Source organism: Nitratireductor thuwali, from assembly GCF_036621415.1.
Classification (GTDB): domain Bacteria; phylum Pseudomonadota; class Alphaproteobacteria; order Rhizobiales; family Rhizobiaceae; genus Chelativorans; species Chelativorans thuwali.
This window is the reverse complement of the sequence record NZ_CP030941.1, coordinates 1,140,280-1,158,258: the sequence shown is the minus strand read 5'-3', so window position 1 is coordinate 1,158,258 and position 17,979 is coordinate 1,140,280. Positions and strand designations below refer to the sequence as shown.

Annotated in this window: 19 protein-coding genes; 14 read left to right on the top strand and 5 right to left on the bottom strand. The window is 64.7% G+C overall.

All coding sequences use genetic code 11. The annotated features are described in order from the left end of the window. The first annotated feature begins 4 nt into the window (after window positions 1-4). Genes urtD through ureG form a run of 10 tightly spaced genes read left to right on the top strand, consistent with a single transcriptional unit; the run spans window position 5 to window position 7,059 of the window. Complete coding sequence (gene urtD / locus NTH_RS05520; protein ID WP_338529083.1) at window positions 5-751, top strand: urea ABC transporter ATP-binding protein UrtD; 747 nt, start codon at window positions 5-7, stop codon at window positions 749-751. A gap of 2 nt (window positions 752-753) precedes the next feature. After that, entirely contained in the window at window positions 754-1,458 is a 705-nt protein-coding gene (gene urtE / locus NTH_RS05515) for an urea ABC transporter ATP-binding subunit UrtE (protein WP_338529082.1), read from the top strand. Window positions 1,459-1,464: 6 nt separating this feature from the next. Beyond that, entirely contained in the window at window positions 1,465-2,310 is an 846-nt protein-coding gene (locus NTH_RS05510) for an urease accessory protein UreD (RefSeq protein ID WP_338529081.1), read from the top strand. A gap of 17 nt (window positions 2,311-2,327) precedes the next feature. Continuing rightward, window positions 2,328-2,630 carry an urease subunit gamma gene (locus NTH_RS05505; RefSeq protein WP_338529080.1) on the top strand — a complete coding sequence of 101 codons (303 nt, stop codon included), beginning with the start codon at window positions 2,328-2,330 and terminating at the stop codon, window positions 2,628-2,630. Window positions 2,631-2,656: 26 nt separating this feature from the next. After that, window positions 2,657-3,247, top strand: coding sequence for a HupE/UreJ family protein (locus tag NTH_RS05500; protein ID WP_338529079.1), 591 nt, complete (start codon window positions 2,657-2,659; stop codon window positions 3,245-3,247). A gap of 25 nt (window positions 3,248-3,272) precedes the next feature. Continuing rightward, window positions 3,273-3,581 (top strand): urease subunit beta, encoded by a 309-nt coding sequence (locus NTH_RS05495; RefSeq protein WP_338529078.1) that lies wholly within the window; start codon window positions 3,273-3,275, stop codon window positions 3,579-3,581. After that, window positions 3,581-5,293: an urease subunit alpha gene (gene ureC / locus NTH_RS05490; RefSeq protein ID WP_338529077.1), complete on the top strand. Its 1,713-nt coding sequence runs from the start codon at window positions 3,581-3,583 to the stop codon at window positions 5,291-5,293. Before NTH_RS05495 ends, ureC begins: the two co-directional genes overlap by 1 nt. 20 nt (window positions 5,294-5,313) lie before the next feature. After that, window positions 5,314-5,766 (top strand): urease accessory protein UreE, encoded by a 453-nt coding sequence (locus tag NTH_RS05485; RefSeq protein WP_338529076.1) that lies wholly within the window; start codon window positions 5,314-5,316, stop codon window positions 5,764-5,766. Then, on the top strand, window positions 5,735-6,421 hold the full coding sequence (locus tag NTH_RS05480) for an urease accessory protein UreF (protein ID WP_338529075.1): 687 nt from the start codon (window positions 5,735-5,737) through the stop codon (window positions 6,419-6,421). Before NTH_RS05485 ends, NTH_RS05480 begins: the two co-directional genes overlap by 32 nt. Further along, on the top strand, window positions 6,418-7,059 hold the full coding sequence (ureG, locus tag NTH_RS05475; RefSeq protein WP_338529074.1) for an urease accessory protein UreG: 642 nt from the start codon (window positions 6,418-6,420) through the stop codon (window positions 7,057-7,059). Before NTH_RS05480 ends, ureG begins: the two co-directional genes overlap by 4 nt. Window positions 7,060-7,230: 171 nt before the next feature. On the opposite strand, the gene NTH_RS05470 is transcribed toward ureG, so the two are convergent. From NTH_RS05470 to NTH_RS05450, 5 genes are read right to left on the bottom strand one after another with little or no spacing between them, the layout of a single operon-like run. Next, window positions 7,231-9,243 (bottom strand): aldo/keto reductase, encoded by a 2,013-nt coding sequence (locus NTH_RS05470; protein WP_338529073.1) that lies wholly within the window; start codon window positions 9,241-9,243, stop codon window positions 7,231-7,233. 25 nt (window positions 9,244-9,268) lie between these two features. Continuing rightward, complete coding sequence (locus NTH_RS05465; protein WP_338529072.1) at window positions 9,269-10,348, bottom strand: ABC transporter ATP-binding protein; 1,080 nt, start codon at window positions 10,346-10,348, stop codon at window positions 9,269-9,271. A gap of 12 nt (window positions 10,349-10,360) precedes the next feature. After that, window positions 10,361-11,197: a carbohydrate ABC transporter permease gene (locus NTH_RS05460; protein WP_338529071.1), complete on the bottom strand. Its 837-nt coding sequence runs from the start codon at window positions 11,195-11,197 to the stop codon at window positions 10,361-10,363. Beyond that, window positions 11,194-12,054, bottom strand: a complete 861-nt coding sequence (locus tag NTH_RS05455; RefSeq protein WP_338529070.1) for a carbohydrate ABC transporter permease — start codon at window positions 12,052-12,054, stop codon at window positions 11,194-11,196. Before NTH_RS05455 ends, NTH_RS05460 begins: the two co-directional genes overlap by 4 nt. A gap of 57 nt (window positions 12,055-12,111) precedes the next feature. Next, window positions 12,112-13,389 (bottom strand): ABC transporter substrate-binding protein, encoded by a 1,278-nt coding sequence (locus NTH_RS05450; RefSeq protein WP_338529069.1) that lies wholly within the window; start codon window positions 13,387-13,389, stop codon window positions 12,112-12,114. Between the two features lie 91 nt (window positions 13,390-13,480). Here NTH_RS05450 and NTH_RS05445 point away from each other — a divergent pair, with 91 nt between their 5' ends. The 4 genes from NTH_RS05445 to NTH_RS05430 all read left to right on the top strand — a co-directional run bounded on the left by NTH_RS05445 (window position 13,481) and on the right by NTH_RS05430 (window position 17,972). Then, window positions 13,481-14,383, top strand: a complete 903-nt coding sequence (locus NTH_RS05445; RefSeq protein ID WP_422392351.1) for a helix-turn-helix domain-containing protein — start codon at window positions 13,481-13,483, stop codon at window positions 14,381-14,383. 332 nt (window positions 14,384-14,715) lie between these two features. Beyond that, entirely contained in the window at window positions 14,716-16,005 is a 1,290-nt protein-coding gene (locus NTH_RS05440; protein ID WP_338529068.1) for an ABC transporter substrate-binding protein, read from the top strand. Window positions 16,006-16,147: 142 nt separating this feature from the next. Further along, window positions 16,148-17,083, top strand: coding sequence for a carbohydrate ABC transporter permease (locus tag NTH_RS05435; RefSeq protein ID WP_338529067.1), 936 nt, complete (start codon window positions 16,148-16,150; stop codon window positions 17,081-17,083). Next, a complete protein-coding gene (locus NTH_RS05430) occupies window positions 17,076-17,972 on the top strand; it encodes a carbohydrate ABC transporter permease (protein WP_422392350.1) in 897 nt (298 codons plus the stop codon). Before NTH_RS05435 ends, NTH_RS05430 begins: the two co-directional genes overlap by 8 nt. The last annotated feature ends 7 nt before the right edge of the window (window positions 17,973-17,979 follow it).

The window sequence follows — 17,979 nt, the reverse complement described above, 5'->3', positions numbered from 1 at the left end:
CGCGATGAGCGACAAGAAGGCGCTTCTGTATCTCGACGGCGTCTCCGTCTCCTTCGACGGGTTCAGGGCGATCAACAATCTTTCGCTTATCGTCAAGCACGGCGAGCTGCAGGCCATCATCGGCCCCAACGGGGCCGGCAAGACGACGATGATGGACATCATCACCGGCAGGACGCGGCCGGACGAAGGGGAGGTTTTCTTCGAAGGCGACACCGACCTTACCCGTCTCGACGAGGCGGCCATTGCCGAGCTTGGCATCGGGCGGAAATTCCAGAAGCCGACGGTGTTCGAGAGCCACACGGTGTGGGACAATCTGGAGCTGGCGCTGAAGAAGCCGCGCGGCGTGTTCTCCGCCTGGTTCCACCATCCTTCGGACGCGGATGTGGAGCGGCTGGAGGAGATTCTCGAAATCATCCGCCTCGGCCGCCGGCGCGACGAGCTGGCGGCCAACCTGAGTCACGGCCAGAAGCAATGGCTGGAGATCGGCATGCTTCTGGCGCAGGATCCCAAGCTGCTCCTGGTCGACGAGCCGGTGGCCGGCATGACGGATGCCGAGACAGTGGAGACGGCGAAGCTTCTGAAGGAGATCGCCAGGACACGGTCCGTGGTGGTGGTCGAGCACGACATGAGCTTCATCCGCGATCTTGCCGCGCGCGTGACCGTGCTGGCGGAGGGGTCGGTGCTGGCGCAAGGCAGCCTCGACCACGTGAGCGCCGACCCGCGCGTGATCGAAAGCTATCTGGGGAGGTGAGGGTGGCCGTTTCGCTGGCTGTGGAAAGCATCGACCTCCATTACGGCGCGGCGCGGGCGCTGAAGGCCGTCAGCGTGGAGGCGAAGCCGGCGGCCATCACCGCCGTTCTCGGGCGCAACGGCGTGGGCAAATCCTCTCTGCTCAGGGCCATTGCCGGGGTGCACCCGGTGGCGAAGGGCGAGGTGCTTTTCGGCGGTTCAGCCCTCGGCAAGGCGCCGCCCTACCGCCGCGCCCGCCTCGGCCTCGGCTACGTGCCGCAGGGGCGGGAGATCTTTCCGCTGCTGACGGTGAGGGAGAACCTGCAAACGGGGTTCGCGGCACTAAAGGCCGGCGAACGCTCGATCCCCGACACCATCTTCACCCTGTTCCCCGTGCTGAAGGACATGCTTTCCAGGCGAGGGGGCGACCTGTCCGGCGGCCAGCAGCAGCAGCTTGCCATCGGGCGTGCGCTGGTGACGCGGCCGAAGGTGCTTATCCTCGACGAGCCGACCGAGGGCATCCAGCCTTCCATCATCAAGGACATCGGCCGGGCGCTTCAGTTCTTGCGTGACGAATTGGGCATGACGATCCTGTTGGTGGAACAGTATCTCGACTTCTGCCGCGAGCTGGCGGACAGTATATACATCATGGACCGGGGCGAGATCGTCCATTCCGGCGCCGCATCCGAACTCGACAAGCCGGAGATCCGGCGTCACCTGATGGTGTGACCAGCAATGCCCGTTGCAGCGAACATTCCCGCAGTCGTGCCATCCGCACCCGTCGCCATGCAGCGCTCGCGCGGGGCGGGCCGCCTCGGCACCAAGCTGCGCGCCGGCCGTACCTGCCTCGATACCTTCTACCAGGAAGGCTGCTGCAAGATCCGCCTGCCCCGCAGCCATGGCGAGGCGCTGGAAGCGGTGTTGATCAACACTTCCGGCGGGCTCACCGGCGGAGACCGCGTCGAATGGCATGCCGAAGCGGCGGCGGGCGCCACAATGGTGCTCACCACCCAGGCCTGCGAACGGGTGTACCGCTCGACGGGCGATGACGCCCGCGTTTCGACGGATATCCGTGTCGGCGCCGGCGGCCACGTCGACTGGCTGCCGCAGGAAACAATCCTTTTCGAAGGAAGCCGGCTCGACCGCAGCATGACCGTCGAGCTTGCCGAAGGGGCGACGTTCACTGCCGTCGAGGCCGTGCTTATCGGCCGCGCGGCCATGGGCGAGACCGCGCGCCTTGCCAGACTGAAGGATCGCTGGCGCATCTTTCGCGCCGGCCGCCTTGTCCATGCCGAGGCGACGCGCCTGACCGGCGAGGATTTCGAGCGCGAGGGCCTGTCGCTGCTGGCCGGCCACAACGCCTTTGCCACGGCCCTGGCCATTACACCCGATGCGGAGGAGAAGCTGGAGGCGCTGCGATCGCTTCTGGATCCCCACGCATGTGCTGCCGCGAGCGCGGCGGACGGGCGCCTCGTCCTGCGTGTGCTGGCGCCGTCGGGATTCCTGCTTCGGCGCGTACTCGCACCGGCCATCGGTCTTCTTTCCACGGCGGGCTCGATGCCCCGCCTGTGGACCATCTGAACGAGAATGAGACACCCATGAACCTGACGCCCCGAGAAAAAGACAAGCTGCTGATCGCCATGGCCGCCATGGTGGCGCGGCGACGGCTCGAGCGCGGCGTGAGGCTCAACCATCCCGAGGCGATCGCTCTCATCACCGATTTCATCGTGGAAGGCGCGCGCGACGGCCGCCCGGTGGCCGAGCTCATGGAGGCGGGCGCTCACGTCATCAGCCGCGAGCAGGTGATGGAGGGCGTGGCCGAGATGATCCACGACATCCAGGTGGAAGCCACCTTTCCCGACGGCACCAAGCTCGTCACCGTTCACGAACCGATCCGCTGACTGAGAATTTTCAAGGGAATTTTCGCATGTTCAAACGTCCTGCATTTGCCGCCGCTGTTTTTTTCGCAGCCACCGCGCCTGCTTTCGCGCATCTCGATCCCGCCGGACACGGTTCCTTCATGGCCGGCTTCTCGCACCCTCTCTTCGGCGCCGACCACGTCCTGGTGATGGTGGCGGTCGGCCTGTGGGCGGCGAGCCTTGGGCAGCGGGGTCTTACGATCGTGCCGGCGGCCTTCGTCGGCACGATGATCGCGGGCTTCGCCGCCGCCCTTTCAGGCGCACCGCTGCCGCTGGTGGAGCCGGTGATCCTCGCCTCCATCGTCTTCATCGGCCTGATGATGGCGCTTGCCCTGCCGCTGCCCGTGGCGGGCGTCGCGGGATGCGTCGCCTTTTTCGCCTTCTTCCACGGCCATGCCCATGGCGCCGAACTCGGCATGGCCGGCGCGCTGCCCTTTGCCGCGGGATTCGCCGTCGCCACGGCGCTCCTGCACATGGCGGGCATCGCGCTGGGACTTGCCCTGGGCCGCCGGCAGAAGGGGGCGATGGACGGGCTTTTGACCCGCATGGCCGGCCTTGCCACGGCACTCGCCGGCCTATGGCTCGCCTTTGCCGGCTGAGCCGCCCATCGCAGGAGACCCTACCATGACGATACCCGGTGAAGTCATTACCAAGCCCGGCGAGATCGAGTTGAACGCGGGCGCCGAGCAGGTGGTGCTGGAGGTTTCCAACACGGGCGACCGGCCGGTCCAGGTGGGCTCGCATTACCACTTCTTCGAAGCCAACGAGGCGCTTTCCTTCGACCGCGACAAGGCGCGCGGGCGCCGCCTCGACATTGCCGCCGGAACGGCGGTCCGCTTCGAACCCGGCCAGACGCGCGAGGTGCGGCTGGTGCCGCTTTCGGGCAGCCGAAAGGCCTATGGCTTTCAGCAGAAGATCATGGGAGCGCTTTGATGCCCGCCAAAATTTCCCGCGCGGCCTATGCCGACATGTACGGCCCGACCACGGGCGACAGGGTGCGGCTGGCCGACACGGAGCTTTTCGTCGAGGTGGAGAAGGATTTCACCATCTATGGCGAGGAGGTGAAGTTCGGCGGCGGCAAGGTGATCCGCGACGGCATGGGCCAGAGCCAGGCCACGCGCGCGGCCGGCGCTATGGACACCGTCATCACGAATGCGCTGATCGTCGACGTCACCGGCATCCATAAGGCGGATGTGGGGCTTCGCGACGGGCGGATCGCTGCGATCGGCAAGGCCGGCAACCCCGACACGCAGCCGGGCGTCGACATCCTCATCGGACCGGGAACGGAGATCATCGCCGGCGAAGGCAAGATCCTGACCGCCGGCGGCTTCGACGCCCATATCCACTTCATCTGCCCGCAGCAGATCGAGGAAGCGCTGATGAGCGGCCTCACGACAATGTTGGGCGGCGGCACGGGACCCGCGCACGGGACGCTGGCCACCACCTGCACGCCCGGCAGCTTCCATATCGGGCGGATGATCCAGTCCTTCGACGCCTTTCCGATGAATATCGGCCTTGCGGGCAAGGGAAATGCGTCGCTGCCGGAACCGCTGATCGAGATGGTGAAGGGCGGTGCCTGTTCGCTCAAGCTGCATGAGGACTGGGGCACGACGCCCGCAGCCATTGACAACTGCCTGGCGGTCGCCGACGATCATGACGTGCAGGTGATGATCCACACGGATACGCTGAACGAGAGCGGTTTCGTGGAGAGCACGATCAGGGCGCTCAAGGGCCGCACGATCCATGCCTACCACACGGAAGGCGCCGGCGGGGGGCACGCGCCCGACATCATCAAGGTATGCGGGCTCGAGAACGTCATTCCTTCCTCCACAAATCCGACGCGGCCGTACACAGTCAACACCATCGCCGAACATCTGGACATGCTGATGGTGTGCCACCATCTCGACCCGTCTATTCCCGAAGACGTGGCCTTTGCCGAAAGCCGCATCCGCAAGGAGACGATCGCGGCCGAGGATATCCTGCACGATCTGGGCGCCTTCTCCATCATCGCCTCCGACAGCCAGGCCATGGGGCGCGTGGGCGAGGTGATCATCCGCACCTGGCAGACGGCGGACAAGATGAAGCGCCAGCGCGGCCGGCTCCCCGAGGAGACCGGCGAAAACGACAATGTGCGCGTCAAGCGCTACATCGCCAAATACACGATCAACCCGGCTATCGCGCACGGCGTTTCGCGGCATATCGGCTCCATCGAGGCCGGCAAGCGGGCGGACCTCGTGCTGTGGAACCCCGCCTTCTTCGGCGTCAAGCCGGAGATGATCCTGCTTGGCGGCACCATCGCCGCCGCCCTGATGGGCGATCCCAATGCCTCCATTCCCACGCCGCAACCGATGCACTATCGCTCCATGTTCGGCGCCTTCGGCAAGGCGGTCCCGGCCTCTTCCGTGACCTTCACCTCGCAGGCGGCACTGGACGACGGGCTGCGCGAAAAGCTCGGGATCGAGAAGGGCATGCTCGCCGTGGAGAACACGCGCGGCAGCATCGGCAAGAAGTCCATGGTCTTCAACGACGCCACGCCGCATATAGAGGTGGATCCGGAAACCTACGAGGTGCGGGCCGACGGCGAGCTCTTGACCTGCGAACCGGCCGCGGTCCTGCCCATGGCCCAGCGCTATTTCCTGTTCTGAGACCGGGAGCCAATGCAACAATGAACCGCGCCACCGCTGTCACCCGCTCCTTCGGCGCTGCCGCCGACACAATCACGCTCGACGAGACGGCACGCCATCGCCGCCGCGTTTCCATGCGCTCCGACAACGGGATGGAATTCCTGCTGGACCTTCCCGAGGCGCGGCTGCTCCAACATGGCGACGGCCTCGTTCTCGACGATGGAAGCGTGGTCGAGGTGCGGGCGGCGCCCGAACTCCTTTACGAGGTGCGCGGGCGCGATGCCCGGCACCTTGTCGCGCTTGCCTGGCAGTTGGGGAACCGCCATCTGCCTGCGCAGATCATGCAGGACCGTATCCTCATCCGCCGCGATCGCGTCATTTGCGACATGCTGACGGGGCTTGGCGCCACCGTGACCGAGGTCGCGGAACCCTTTTCGCCCGAAGGCGGCGCCTATCACGGTCATGCGCAGGGCCACCATCACCACCATGACTGAGCCGCGCGCCCTGCAAAGGCTGCTGGCGTGGAGCTCACCCGCCTTTCCCGCGGGCGCGTTTGCCTATTCGGGCGGCCTGGAAACGGCCATTGCAGAAGGCACCGTTGGCGACCCCGCCCGGACGCGTAACTGGATCGAAGCCAGCCTCAAAAGCGGCACCGCGCACAGCGATGCCATTTTCGTGGCCGAGGCTCATCGCACGTGTGGGAGCGCCGCCCGGCTCTGCGCGTTGGCCGAACTGTGCCTGGCGCTGACGCCGGCGCGCCAGCGGCGCGAAGAAATGCTGGTGACCGGAAATGCATTCATGGAGGCGGTACGCGCGTGGCCGGCGCCGGTGCATGACCGGCTTGCCTCCCCATGCCCCTATCCGGTCGCGTTCGGGGCGGCGGCGGGAGCCGGAGGCATAGATGCCACCGGAACGCTCACTGCCTATCTGGCCGCCTTTGCACAGGCGCAGATTTCGGTCGCCGTGCGGCTGGTGCCGATCGGCCAGACGGACGGCCTGAATATCCAGGCCGGACTCGAGCCCATGATAGAAGCCCTGGCGGCTGTATTGTCGGACGCCACCGTCGACGACCTCGGCTCGGCGGCCTATGCGGCCGACATTGCGGCCATGAAGCACGAAACACTTGCAACAAGGATCTTCCGCTCATGAAATCCCCCAATGGCCCGCTCCGCATCGGCATCGGCGGACCCGTCGGGTCCGGCAAGACGACGTTGTGCGAGGTCCTGCTGAAGGCGATGCGCGACCGCTATTCGATGGCGGTGGTTACAAACGACATCTACACCAAGGAGGACGCGCTGATCCTGGCGCGCCTTCAGGCGATCTCGGAAGACCGGATCGTGGGCGTGGAGACCGGCGGCTGTCCGCATACGGCGATCCGCGAAGATGCTTCCCTCAACCTTTCGGCCATCGCCGACCTCAACCGTCGTTTTCCCGATCTCGACGTGGTGCTGATCGAGAGCGGCGGCGACAATCTTGCCGCCACCTTCTCGCCCGACCTGGCCGATCTCACGATCTACGTCATCTCCGTCGCGCAGGGAGAGAAGATTCCGCGCAAGGGCGGTCCGGCGATCACCCGCTCCGACCTCCTCGTCATCAACAAGACGGACCTTGCGCCTCATGTCGGCGCCGATCTCGAGGTGATGCGGGCCGACACGGAAAAGGCGCGCCTCGGCCGCCCCTATGTGATGACCGATCTTTCACGTCGGGTGGGCGTGGATGAAATCATCGCCTTTATCGAGAAGATGGGCGCGCTCGGGCAGGCCGAAGGCGAGGGGAGCCGGCTTTGACGCCGGCCCCTGCCGGCCGCTCCTTCGGGACTGGCAGCACCTCCTTCCGCAGGGCCCGAACAGTTCACCGTTTCACAGGAACGACGAACTGATCGAACTGCTTGTTTCCACCCAATTCCGGACAGAGAACCGGCCCCTGCCTTTCCTGGAATTGCCAGCCGCCCGGCACGATCAGGCGCCCGATTCCAGCCATCGGATATCGTCGGGCGAAAGCCTGATATCGAGAGCCCGCAGGCTGTCGTCGAGCTCGGCGATGGCGCGCGGGCCGATCAGCGGCACGACCGGAAAGGGCTGGGCGAGCACATAGGCGAGCGCGATATGGATCGGCTTGCAGCCCCGTCTTTCGGCCAGGGCCACGGCGCGGTCGCGGCGGGCGAAATTCTGATCCGAGTACCAGCAGCGCACCAGCTCCTCATTGTCGCGCTTGTCGCGGCCGGCCCGCTCGGTGAAGAAGCCTCGGCCCTGGCTCGACCAGGCGAAGTTCGTGACCTGCCGCTCCTTCAGCCACGCCTTCCAGGAATCGTCGGACGCGGAGACGCAGCCGGGCCAGATAGGATTGTGCATCTCAGCGAGCGAGAAGTTGTTCGACAGCACCATGGGGGCCGTCTTGCCGGTCCGCCTGGCATAGTCGATCGCCGCGTCCATGCGCTCGCGCGTCCAGTTGGAGCCGCCGAAAGGACCGCGGATGCGCCCGGCCTTCACCTCCGCATCCATTGCGTCGACGAATTCATCGACCGGCACAGCGGGATTGTCCCGGTGCATGAAATAGATGTCCAGATGGTCGGTCTGGAGGCGGTCCAGCGTCTCGTCGAGCTGTCGGCCGATCACGTCCGGGTAGGTGAGGGGAGTGTGGGCGCCTTTGCCGATGACGACGGCCGCCTCGCGCACGTTGCGGCTCTTCATCCACTGGCCGAGGAGGCGCTCGGCGCGGCCGCTGCCATAGACATAGGCGGTGTCGAACACGTTGCCGCCCCGCTCGAAATAGGCGTCGAGAAGGACCGAGGCGCTGGCGAAGGTCGGAAAGTCCTCGAAGCCGAGCACGACCTGCGAGACCGGCCGGTCGAGGCCGGCTATCGTGCGTGCACCGATGCGCTCGAAGCGTTTTTCCAGGACCTCGCCCTTGAGCGTGCGGGTGCGCAGGGCCGGTTTTTCGATCTCATATTCAAGACCCGCGGCCATGCGCCATTTGTCCATCACCTTGAGGTTGCCGAGCGTGTCGGCCCAACTCATGCCGGGCGCGGCAAACTCCTGACGGCCGGCGCGGATCGCCTCGGCGGCGGCGTCTATCTCGAAAGCATAAAGACGGCGCGGCTCGGCGACCGCGACGGTCCGGCGGCTGCCGTCATTTCCGATGATCTCGATGCGGCCCTCGCCGCCCTGCTTGCCGGAGGCAAACCAGAAATCGGCGACCTCGATGCGTCCCGCGGTGCCGAAGACGCGCAGCACATTGTCCTGCTTGAGCGAGATCGAGCAGGAGACCTCCGCCAGGATGCCGTTGGGGAAGTGCAGGACGGCCGACGCCCACTCATCAACGCCCGACTGGCCGAGATGGGCCGTGCCGACCAGTTTTTCCGGTTCCAGAAAGGGCTTGTCCACCGTCGCGCCGGCGATCAGCCGCGCCATGGAAACGGGATAGCCGCCCACGTCCAGAATGCCGCCGCCCGCAAGGAGGCTTGAATAGAGGCGGTGCTCGGGGTCGAAGCCTGGCATGGCAAAGCCGAAGCTCGACTTGACCATGCGGACGTCGCCGATCACGCCGTCGCGGATGAGCTCCAGCAGCCTGGCGGTCTGGGGGTGGAGGCGGTACATGTAGCCTTCGCCCATGAAGGTGCCGGCGCGCCGCGCGGCGTGGATGATCGCCTCGGCCTCGTAGGCGGTGAGCCCCATCGGCTTTTCCACCAGCACATGCTTGCCCGCTTCCGCGGCCTTGATGGCCCATTCGGCGTGGGTGGGGTGCGGCGTGGCGATGTAGATCGCGTCTATCTCGTCATCCGCCAGCAGCGCCTCATAGCCGCGATGCACGCGCGCGCCGGGAAAATGCTCGCCCAGGCCGGGCCGATCCGGATTGCGGGTTCCAATGGCGGCGAGCGTGCCGGTGCGCGAATGGGCAAGGCCATCCGCGAAGGCCCGGGCGATGGTGCCTGGTCCGACAATGCCCCAGCGCAGTCGGGAATGTTCGCTCATGATAAATCTCTTTCGTTGCGGATGTTTATTGGAGCCGTTTGCCGGCCTGATCGAACAGGTAGACCCGGGCCGATGGGATCGAGACGTTCAGCGTGTCAAGCCGGCCCTGCTGCTCCTCGCGCTGGACGATGAGCTGCTCGGGCGAGTTGGTGTTGGCGTAGACATAGCTCGTGGAGCCGAGATGCTCGACGACATCGACATCGAGCTGAAGGTTGCAGTCGCCTTTGCCGGCCTCCCGGAAGTGCTCGGGGCGGATGCCGACGACGACACGCTCCCCGCCGGAGACGGCGTTGGCGACCGGAATCGTGAGCTTTGCGCCCTGGTGGTTCAGGAGGGCGAGGGTTGCGCCGGTACTGCCGCTTGCAACGACCTCGGCCTCGAGAAAATTCATCTTCGGGGAGCCGAGAAAGCCGGCGACGAACCGGTTGGCCGGATCGTCGTAAAGATCGAGCGGCCTGCCGATCTGTTCGATGCGCCCGTCGCGGAGGACGACGATCCGGTCGGCCAGCGTCATCGCCTCCGTCTGGTCGTGGGTGACATAGATCATGGTGGTGCCGAGTTCGGCGTGGAGCTTGGCGATCTCGACGCGCATCTGCACCCGAAGCTCGGCATCGAGGTTGGAGAGCGGTTCGTCGAAGAGGAAGACCTCCGGTTCGCGCACGATGGCCCTGCCGATCGCCACGCGCTGACGCTGACCGCCGGAAAGCTGGCGCGGGCGGCGGTCGAGAAGCTCGGTGATGCGCAGGATCTCGGCCGCGTGCCTGACGCGCCGCTCGGTATCCTCGCGCGGGTTGCCGTTCATGCGCAGGCCGAAGGACAGGTTCTGGCGGACGTTCATGTGCGGGTAGAGCGCGTAGGACTGGAAGACCATGGCCGTGCCGCGGTCCGCCGGCTCGACGTCATTGACGACCTTGCCGCCGATCCCGATTTCGCCGCCGCTGATATCCTCAAGCCCGGCTATCATGCGCAACAGGGTGGATTTTCCGCACCCGGATGGCCCGACGAAGACGATAAACTCGCCATCGTTCACCTCCAGGGAGGCTCCGTGTATGACCTCGAAGGCTCCGAACCGCTTCTTGACCTCGTTGAGGGTTACCCCCGCCATCAGACAACCTTCCTACTTGATCGCTCCGGCGGTGATCCCCGCCATGAAGTGACGCTGCAAAACGACAAAGACGATGAGCATGGGGACGGTCAAAACGACCGCGCCCGTCATGATGCCGCCCCAGGAAACCCGCGTGAAACCGATCAGCGTGCCGAGCGCCACGGGCGCGGTCATCATGTCGGGCTGGTTGCTGATGAGGAGCGGCCAGAGATAGTTGTTCCAGGAGAACAGGAAGAGAATGATGCAGAGCGCCGCCAGCGTCGGCCTCGCCATGGGCAGGGCGACGAACAGGAAGATGCGCCATTCCTTCACGCCTTCCACGCGGGCGGCATCGAAAAGATCACCCGGCATCATGGAAAAGGACTGGCGCATGAACAGAACGCCGAGCGAGTTGAAAAGCGGGGGCACGATCAGCGCGAACCATGTATTCGCCAGCCCGAAGTCGCGCGCGACCATGATGAATTGCGGGATGATCACCACGAAGAAGGGCAGGGTCAGCGTGCCGAGGATGATGCCGAGGACGATGCGCTTGCCAAAGAACCGGTAGCGGGCCAGCGCCCAGCCGGCCATGGAAGTGAGCATGACCGACAGGAACGTGTAGACGAGGGCCACGACGACCGAGACGAAGACGGTTCGCGTGAAGTTGGTGTCGGCTTCCAGAAGCTGGAAATTGACCCAGAACTGATCCGACGGGAAGAGAACGACGTTCGGGCTGAAAATGGCATTCTCCGGCATGGTGGAGAAGACGAACATCATCCAGATCGGAAACAGCCAGACGATGGCCAAGGGCACCAGGATCGCGTGCAGCACGATCGCGTTCGTCAGCCGGGCGGCGGATCTGGATTTCATTTCGGCTCCCTTGCCAGCCAGAAATTGACGAGCGAGATCAGGACGGCGAGCGCGGCGATGGTGTAGGCGACCGCCGAGGCGTAGCCGAAATTGAGCACCGTGAAGCCCTGCCGGTAGAGGAACAGGCCGAGCGTTTCGGTCGCGCTGCCCGGGCCGCCGCGATTGGTGATCAGGAACGGCTCGACGAAAAGCTGCATGGTGCCGATGATCGACAGGACCAGGCAGACGAGGATGACCGGCCGCAGAAGCGGCAGGGTGATGAAAATGAACTGCTTGAATTTCGAAACCCGGTCGAGCGTCGCCGCCTCGTAGACATCGGCCGGAATGGACTGCAGACCGGACAGGATGAGAATCGCGTTGTAGCCCACCCAGCGCCAGGTGATGGCGATGATGATGAGAGCCATGGCCGCGGTCGGGTTTGAAAACCATTCCACGGCGGGAAGGCCGACACCGCCGGCGATCTTGTTCACGACCCCGAACTCGGCATTGAACATCAGCCGGAAGACGGCGGCATAGGCCACCTCGCCGACGACGACCGGCGCGAAGAAGGCAAAGCGCATGAGGCCGCGCGCCTTCAAAAGCGGCGAGTTGAGCAGGACGGCGAGTATGGTGGCGAGGGTGATCATCACCGGCACCTGGATCGCCAGGATGAGCAGCGTGTTCTTGAGCGCGTTGGCAAAGGCCGGGTCGACGATCAGACGGCCCCAGGTCGCGCCGGGGTTGAAGCGCCAGGGAAGGCCCCGCGTCTGCAGGAAAGACAGCCAGAAGGAATAGATGATCGGCCACACCCAAAAGGCAGCAAAGATCACGAGATAGGGCGTGAGAAAGCCGTAGGCCGTCCGCGTGCGCGCGCGCATTCCGATGGTCTCCCCGGTTTCGGCGTGAAGCGGGGCCGCCTGGCCCCGCGCCGTTCGCTATTCTTGAACGGGAAGGCCGGTGACGAGCTCGATCTGCTCGGCGGCGCTGTCCAGCGCGGCCTTGGCATCGGGGAAGCCGCCATTCAGATATTGCGTCTGCACGTCCTGGACGATCTGATCGGCATCGCCGAAGAAGGGCGTACCGCGGCTCGGCTCGATCTTGTCGAGCGTTCCCAGGATATCGATCCAGATCTTCTGGCCGCCCCAGAAGGGCTGTTCCTGCTGGACGTAGGGAGCGTCGAGGGCCGACAGCAACGATGGGACGAGGCCGTATTCGCGCAGCATGGTGACCTGGCCCTCATTGGTGCCCAGCGCATAATTGACGAAGGCCCAGGCCGCATCCTTGTTTTCGGAAGCTGCCGGAATGGCCAGCGCGGAACCGCCCAGATTGGCAGCGCGGGGCCCGTCTTCGGACAGGCTCGGCATCAGGTAGACGCCCCACTGTCCGGCCTGTTCAGGCGAGGTGGAGCGGATCGTGCCCTCATACCAGCCGCCATACATCTGCGTGGCGACTGTTCCGGCGGTGTTGGACTGGATCTTCTCGTTCCAGTTGGCCGCCTTCAGGAGGCCGGCGTCATAGACGTCCTTGATCGCCTCGAGGGTTGCCACGCAGGCCGGCTGATTGACCCTGATGGCGCTGGCATCGTTGGAGAAGTAGCCGCAGCCCTGCTCGTTGGAGATCATGCGGAACCACTCGGTGTCGCCATTGAGGTCGGCCTGGGTCATGACGACCCCCGGATTGGCCTCCATGATCTTCTTGCCGGCCTGGATGAAATCGGCCCAGGTCTCGATGTCCTGCGGGTCGACGCCCGCCTTGTCGTAATAGTCGCGGCGGTAGAACATGACCACCGGCCCGGAATCCCAGGGCATCGCGTAGGCGGCATCGCCGACTTCGAGTTCGGTCCGCTTGAATTCGGGAAAGCCGGAAGCGATCTCCTCCGTATAGCCGAGCTCCGTCAGATCGCTGAAGCAGCCGGGAAACTGCGCCCAGAAAATCTCGGCTTCGTGGTTTTCTACGGAGACGATGTCGGGTAGCCCCGAACCGCCTGCCGCGCAGCCGGCGAGCAGCCGGTCGAAGACCTGGTCGTTGCCCAGGTCCTGGACGTTGATTTCGACGTCGGGGTGCTTTTCCTTGAACTTCTCCGCAACCGCTTCGAGCGACGAAGCCGCAATGTTCCAGCTCCAGACGGTAAGCTCCCCAGACTGGCTGTAGGCCGGGGTCGCGCCCAAGGCAAAAGCCAGTGCGAGCGCGGCGCGGCCGAGATGAACGTCCATCGAAAGTCCTCCCTTTCCCATTGCCCGACATTCGGGCGACCGATAGAGTAGCGGCTCTAGGGTGGACGTCTTGCGTAATGGGAAGGCAAAGTTGTCCAATAGTAAGACGCTGGGAAAGCGCTACTGGAATCCCGTGAAGAGCACCGTTGAAAAGGTGCCGAATGCGCTTGTCGTCAGCCATATGCAGCCGGGAATCATGAGTTCGGCGCACTGGCACGCGCAGGTCGAAATCAACTACGTGTTCCGTGGCTCGGTCGATTATCGAATGCACGGCTTTCCGGTTCGCCTGGAGGCGGGCGACCTGTGCATTTTCTGGGGCGGTCTACCGCACCGGGTCGTGGATACGTCCGAGGATCCCTTCTACGTCGCCATCCACATGCCGCTCATAAATTTCTTCCGGCTGCGGCTTCCGCACGATATCCAGCAGCGGCTCATGCGGGGCGGGGCGCTGGTCGCGGAGAAAGCGGACGAAAGCGATCCGGCCAACTTCACGCGCTGGTCGGAGTATCTGTGCTCGGACAAGCCGCAACTGGTCAATCACGCGCTCGAGGAACTGCTGCTCAGGATCGAGCGCATCCAGTTCGGCCCATACCGCCTGTCGGCGGCGGACGGGCTGCCGGCAACGCCCATCGAAGCACCGGATCAGCAGAGCTTTCACAATATCGGGCGCATATGCGCCTTCATAGCCACGAACTTCCGCCAGCAGATCGACTCGGCCGACATAGCCGTTTCGGCCGACATCCATCCGAAATACGCGATGAGCGTCTTCAAGAAGTCGACCGGCATGACGCTGAACGAATATGTGAACCTGCTTCGCCTGTCCTACGCCCAGGCCCTGCTGATGCAGCAGGACGCCAACGTGCTCCGTGTGGCGATGGAAAGCGGTTTCGGGTCCCTGTCGGCCTTCAACAAAAGCTTCCGCAAGATGGCCGGCGTGAGCCCGTCCGACTTTCGCCGGGAGATGCGCGAGCGCCCACGCCCGCTGCTTGCGTGATGCACGGGGCCTGACGGACGGGGCCGACGCACCGGAGCAGCGCTTCCGATCGATCATCAATGAACGATTTTGCAAGTCGCTTTCGTCCGCCGGCCGGAGACGGCCGCCTCGCGGCAACAGGCCGTGCCCGGCCCGAACTTGCCCGTGGCGGCGGCTATCTGGAAACCTCCGTTGAAACGCCTCTATCTGCGCCGAGCTGCGTTCGCGCCTTGACAGGCGGCTGAGGATTATTCAGCTTGTAACTGTCTGGTTATTACCGGCACTGGAGGAGGTGTGCCTTGCGCGTTTGAGGAGATGCGCAGGCCGCGGCAGGAAAAATGGGAGGAACATCAATGGCATATCGGATAAGCAGGCGCAGTGTTCTTGCGGGCGGTGCAGCAGCACTTTCGGCTTCCGCCCTTGGCGGGGGCCTTGCCTTCGGCCAGGAGACCAGGCTGAGGCTGATGTGGTGGGGCTCGCAGCCGCGAGCCGATCGCACCTTCAAGGTCAGCAATCTCTACATGGAGGCCAATCCGGGCGTCACGATCGACGGGGAGACCGTCGGCTGGGATGATTACTGGCCACGGCTCGCCACCCAGGTGGCCGGGCGGAACGCGCCGGACATCATCCAGATGGACTACCGCTACATCTTCGAATATGCCCGCCGCGACGCGCTGGCGCCGCTGGAGGGCTACGTCCCCGACGTGCTGAACGTTTCCGATTTCGACCAGGCCGCCCTTGACGGCGGATCGGTGGACGGCTCCCTCTACGGCGTCAGCCTCGGGGCCAACTCTTCGGCCATGATGGTCAATTCCGCCGCCTTCGAGGAGGCGGGAATCGCCATTCCCGACCAGTCGCTGACCTTCGACGAGATGAAGCGCATCGGCGAGGAGATCACCGCGGCCGGCAAGCGGCAGAACTTCTATGGTCTGTCGGACGGATCGGGCGTGGAGCCCTTCTTCGAGAACTTCGTCCGCCAGCGCGGAAAGGCGCTTTATACGGAGGAAGGTGAACTTGCCTTCGACGCGGAGGATGCGCGCGAGTGGTTCGAATTGTGGGCGGCCATGCGCGAATCCAAGGCCTGCGTGCCACCGGACCTGCAGGCGCTGGACAAGCGCCAGATCGAGACGGGCATGGTCTCGCTCGGCCATGCGGCGGTCTCCTATGCCCATTCGAACCAGCTTGTGGGCTACCAGACCATCAACAAGGACCCGATCGTGATGCACGCCTATCCGCGCATCGAAGCGGGTGCCGGCGGCGGTCACTACCGCAAGCCGTCGATGTTCTTCTCGGTGTCCTCGCAGAGCGAGAACCCGGAGGCTGCGGCGGCCTACATCTCCTTCTTCGTGACCAATCCCGAGGCGGCGGCCGTCCTCGACGTCGAGCGCGGGGTGCCCGAATCGGCAGCGGTGCGCGAGGCGCTCAAGCCGCATCTCGACGAGACGGGCCGCGCTGCGGTCGAGTATATCGGCGGGCTGGGCGATCTCGCCGGTCCGCTGCCGCCCCCGCCGCCGCTCGGCGCGGGCGAGATCGACAAGATGCTGATCCGTGTCAGCGAGGAGGTTGCGTTCGAGCAGCACACGCCGCAATCGGGCGCGGAAGCCTTCGTCGAGGAGGCGAAGTCGATCCTGGCCCGCGGCTAGCGCCCTGGCCGCCTGCGCCTTTCCCGGCGCAGGCGGCAGGCGTCCGAGCCCCATCCCTGGCTGTGCGCAACCGGCGGAAGCGCCGGTTCGCTCCGCCCGCGGACGGGGCGCAGCTGAATTGCCGGAGCGAAGCCGAGCGCAAATGACCGCCATCGCCTCTCACGCCCCCGTCCACACATCCTTCCGAAGCAGGCTCGCACGCGCCTGGTCGCGCAACGGCGCGGGCTACATGTTCCTCCTGCCGTGGTTCATCGGCTTCTTCGGGCTGACGGCCGGCCCGGCACTGGTCTCGCTCTATCTTTCCTTCACGGATTTCGACCTCCTGACGCCGCCGCGCTGGACCGGGGCCTCGAACTATGTGCGCATCGCCACGGCGGACCCGCGCTTCGTCGCATCGATGCAGGTGACGTTTTTCTACGTGCTCATATCGGTGCCGCTGAAGCTGGCCTTTGCGCTTCTCGTCGCCATGGCCTTGAACAGGGGCATCCGCGGCCTGCCCTGGTACAGGGCCATCTTCTATCTGCCGTCGCTGCTGGGCGCCTCGGTGGCGATCGCCGTCTTGTGGCGGCAATTGTTCGCCGGCAACGGCCTGGTGAACTCCTTCCTTGCCAATTTCGGCATCATCGGACCGAGCTGGATTTCCAACCCGAACTACTCGCTCTACACGCTCATCGTCCTGTCGGTGTGGCAGTTCGGCTCGCCCATGATCATCTTCCTGGCGGGCCTCAGACAGATACCGCAGGACATGTATGAGGCGGCGAGCCTGGACGGCGCGTCCAAGTGGCGCCAGTTCTGGAAGATAACCCTGCCGCTGCTCACGCCGGTCGTCTTTTTCAACGCCGTGGTGCAGACCATCGAAGCATTCAAGGCCTTTACCCCCGCCTTCATCATCTCCGGCGGCACGGGCGGGCCGATCAATTCGACGCTGTTCTACACGCTCTATCTCTATCAGGAGGCTTTCGGCTTCTTCCGCATGGGCTATGCGTCGGCGCTGGCGTGGATCCTGCTGGTGATCATCGCGCTCTTCACAGCCTTCTCCTTCCTGTCCGCTCGCTATTGGGTGCACTACGATGACTGATCCCGCGATTGCCGTCATGCAGGACGCCCGCCCGCTCGAGGTCGTCGGCCTCGGCAAGCGCAGGGTGTGGGTCTCGGTAGTGCTGCATGTTCTCCTGATCGGCGCCTCCATCGTGATGCTTTATCCGCTGCTGTGGATGCTTTCGGCCTCGTTCCGGCCGGAGGAGGAGATCTTCTCCTCGACGTCGCTCATCCCGTCGGCGGTATCGCTTGCCGCCTACCCGCGCGGCTGGTTCGGCCTGCGGGTGGATTTCGGCACCTTCTTCTGGAATTCCTTCGTCATATCGGCGCTCTCGGTGGCGGGCAATGTGATGGCCTGCTCGCTCGCCGCCTTCGCCTTCGCGCGGCTGCGGTTCCGCGGCCGCAATTTCTGGTTCGCGATCATGCTGGGCACGCTGATGCTGCCTTATCATGTGACGCTGATCCCCCAATATGTGCTGTTCCTCAACCTGGGCTGGGTAGGCACCATCCTGCCGCTCGTCGTGCCGAAATTCCTGGCGGCCGACGCCTTCTTCATCTTCCTGATGGTGCAGTTCTTCCGAGGCATCCCGCGCGAGCTTCACGAGGCGGCGATGATGGACGGCTGCAGCGCCTGGCGCATCTACTGGAAGATCATGCTGCCGCTCTCCCTGCCGGTGCTTGCGACCGCGGCGATCTTCACCTTCATCTGGACGTGGGACGATTTTTTCGGGCCGCTGATCTATCTGAACGACATGCGCGACTACACGGTGCAGCTCGGCTTGCGCTCCTTCGTCGATTCAACGGGCCTATCGGACTGGTCGGGGCTGTTCGCCATGTCGATCCTGTCGCTGATCCCGGTGTTCTTCTTCTTTCTCTTCTTTCAGCGGCTGCTGATCGAGGGCATCGCGACCACGGGACTCAAGCGCTAGGCGGAAA

Excerpts from the sequence above, each read along its gene's own strand:
- NTH_RS05455 (WP_338529070.1), bottom strand. The coding sequence starts at position 12,054 with ATGCGCGCGCGCACGCGGACGGCCTACGGCTTTCTCACGCCCTATCTC.
- NTH_RS05440 (WP_338529068.1), top strand. The coding sequence starts at position 14,716 with ATGGCATATCGGATAAGCAGGCGCAGTGTTCTTGCGGGCGGTGCAGCA.
- ureG (WP_338529074.1), top strand. The coding sequence starts at position 6,418 with ATGAAATCCCCCAATGGCCCGCTCCGCATCGGCATCGGCGGACCCGTC.
- NTH_RS05510 (WP_338529081.1), top strand. The coding sequence starts at position 1,465 with ATGCCCGTTGCAGCGAACATTCCCGCAGTCGTGCCATCCGCACCCGTC.
- NTH_RS05480 (WP_338529075.1), top strand. The coding sequence starts at position 5,735 with ATGCGCAGGGCCACCATCACCACCATGACTGAGCCGCGCGCCCTGCAA.
- urtD (WP_338529083.1), top strand. The coding sequence starts at position 5 with ATGAGCGACAAGAAGGCGCTTCTGTATCTCGACGGCGTCTCCGTCTCC.
- NTH_RS05505 (WP_338529080.1), top strand. The coding sequence starts at position 2,328 with ATGAACCTGACGCCCCGAGAAAAAGACAAGCTGCTGATCGCCATGGCC.
- NTH_RS05465 (WP_338529072.1), bottom strand. The coding sequence starts at position 10,348 with ATGGCGGGGGTAACCCTCAACGAGGTCAAGAAGCGGTTCGGAGCCTTC.
- NTH_RS05450 (WP_338529069.1), bottom strand. The coding sequence starts at position 13,389 with ATGGACGTTCATCTCGGCCGCGCCGCGCTCGCACTGGCTTTTGCCTTG.
- NTH_RS05435 (WP_338529067.1), top strand. The coding sequence starts at position 16,148 with ATGACCGCCATCGCCTCTCACGCCCCCGTCCACACATCCTTCCGAAGC.
- NTH_RS05495 (WP_338529078.1), top strand. The coding sequence starts at position 3,273 with ATGACGATACCCGGTGAAGTCATTACCAAGCCCGGCGAGATCGAGTTG.
- NTH_RS05485 (WP_338529076.1), top strand. The coding sequence starts at position 5,314 with ATGAACCGCGCCACCGCTGTCACCCGCTCCTTCGGCGCTGCCGCCGAC.
- NTH_RS05500 (WP_338529079.1), top strand. The coding sequence starts at position 2,657 with ATGTTCAAACGTCCTGCATTTGCCGCCGCTGTTTTTTTCGCAGCCACC.
- ureC (WP_338529077.1), top strand. The coding sequence starts at position 3,581 with ATGCCCGCCAAAATTTCCCGCGCGGCCTATGCCGACATGTACGGCCCG.
- NTH_RS05470 (WP_338529073.1), bottom strand. The coding sequence starts at position 9,243 with ATGAGCGAACATTCCCGACTGCGCTGGGGCATTGTCGGACCAGGCACC.
- NTH_RS05430 (WP_422392350.1), top strand. The coding sequence starts at position 17,076 with ATGACTGATCCCGCGATTGCCGTCATGCAGGACGCCCGCCCGCTCGAG.
- NTH_RS05460 (WP_338529071.1), bottom strand. The coding sequence starts at position 11,197 with ATGAAATCCAGATCCGCCGCCCGGCTGACGAACGCGATCGTGCTGCAC.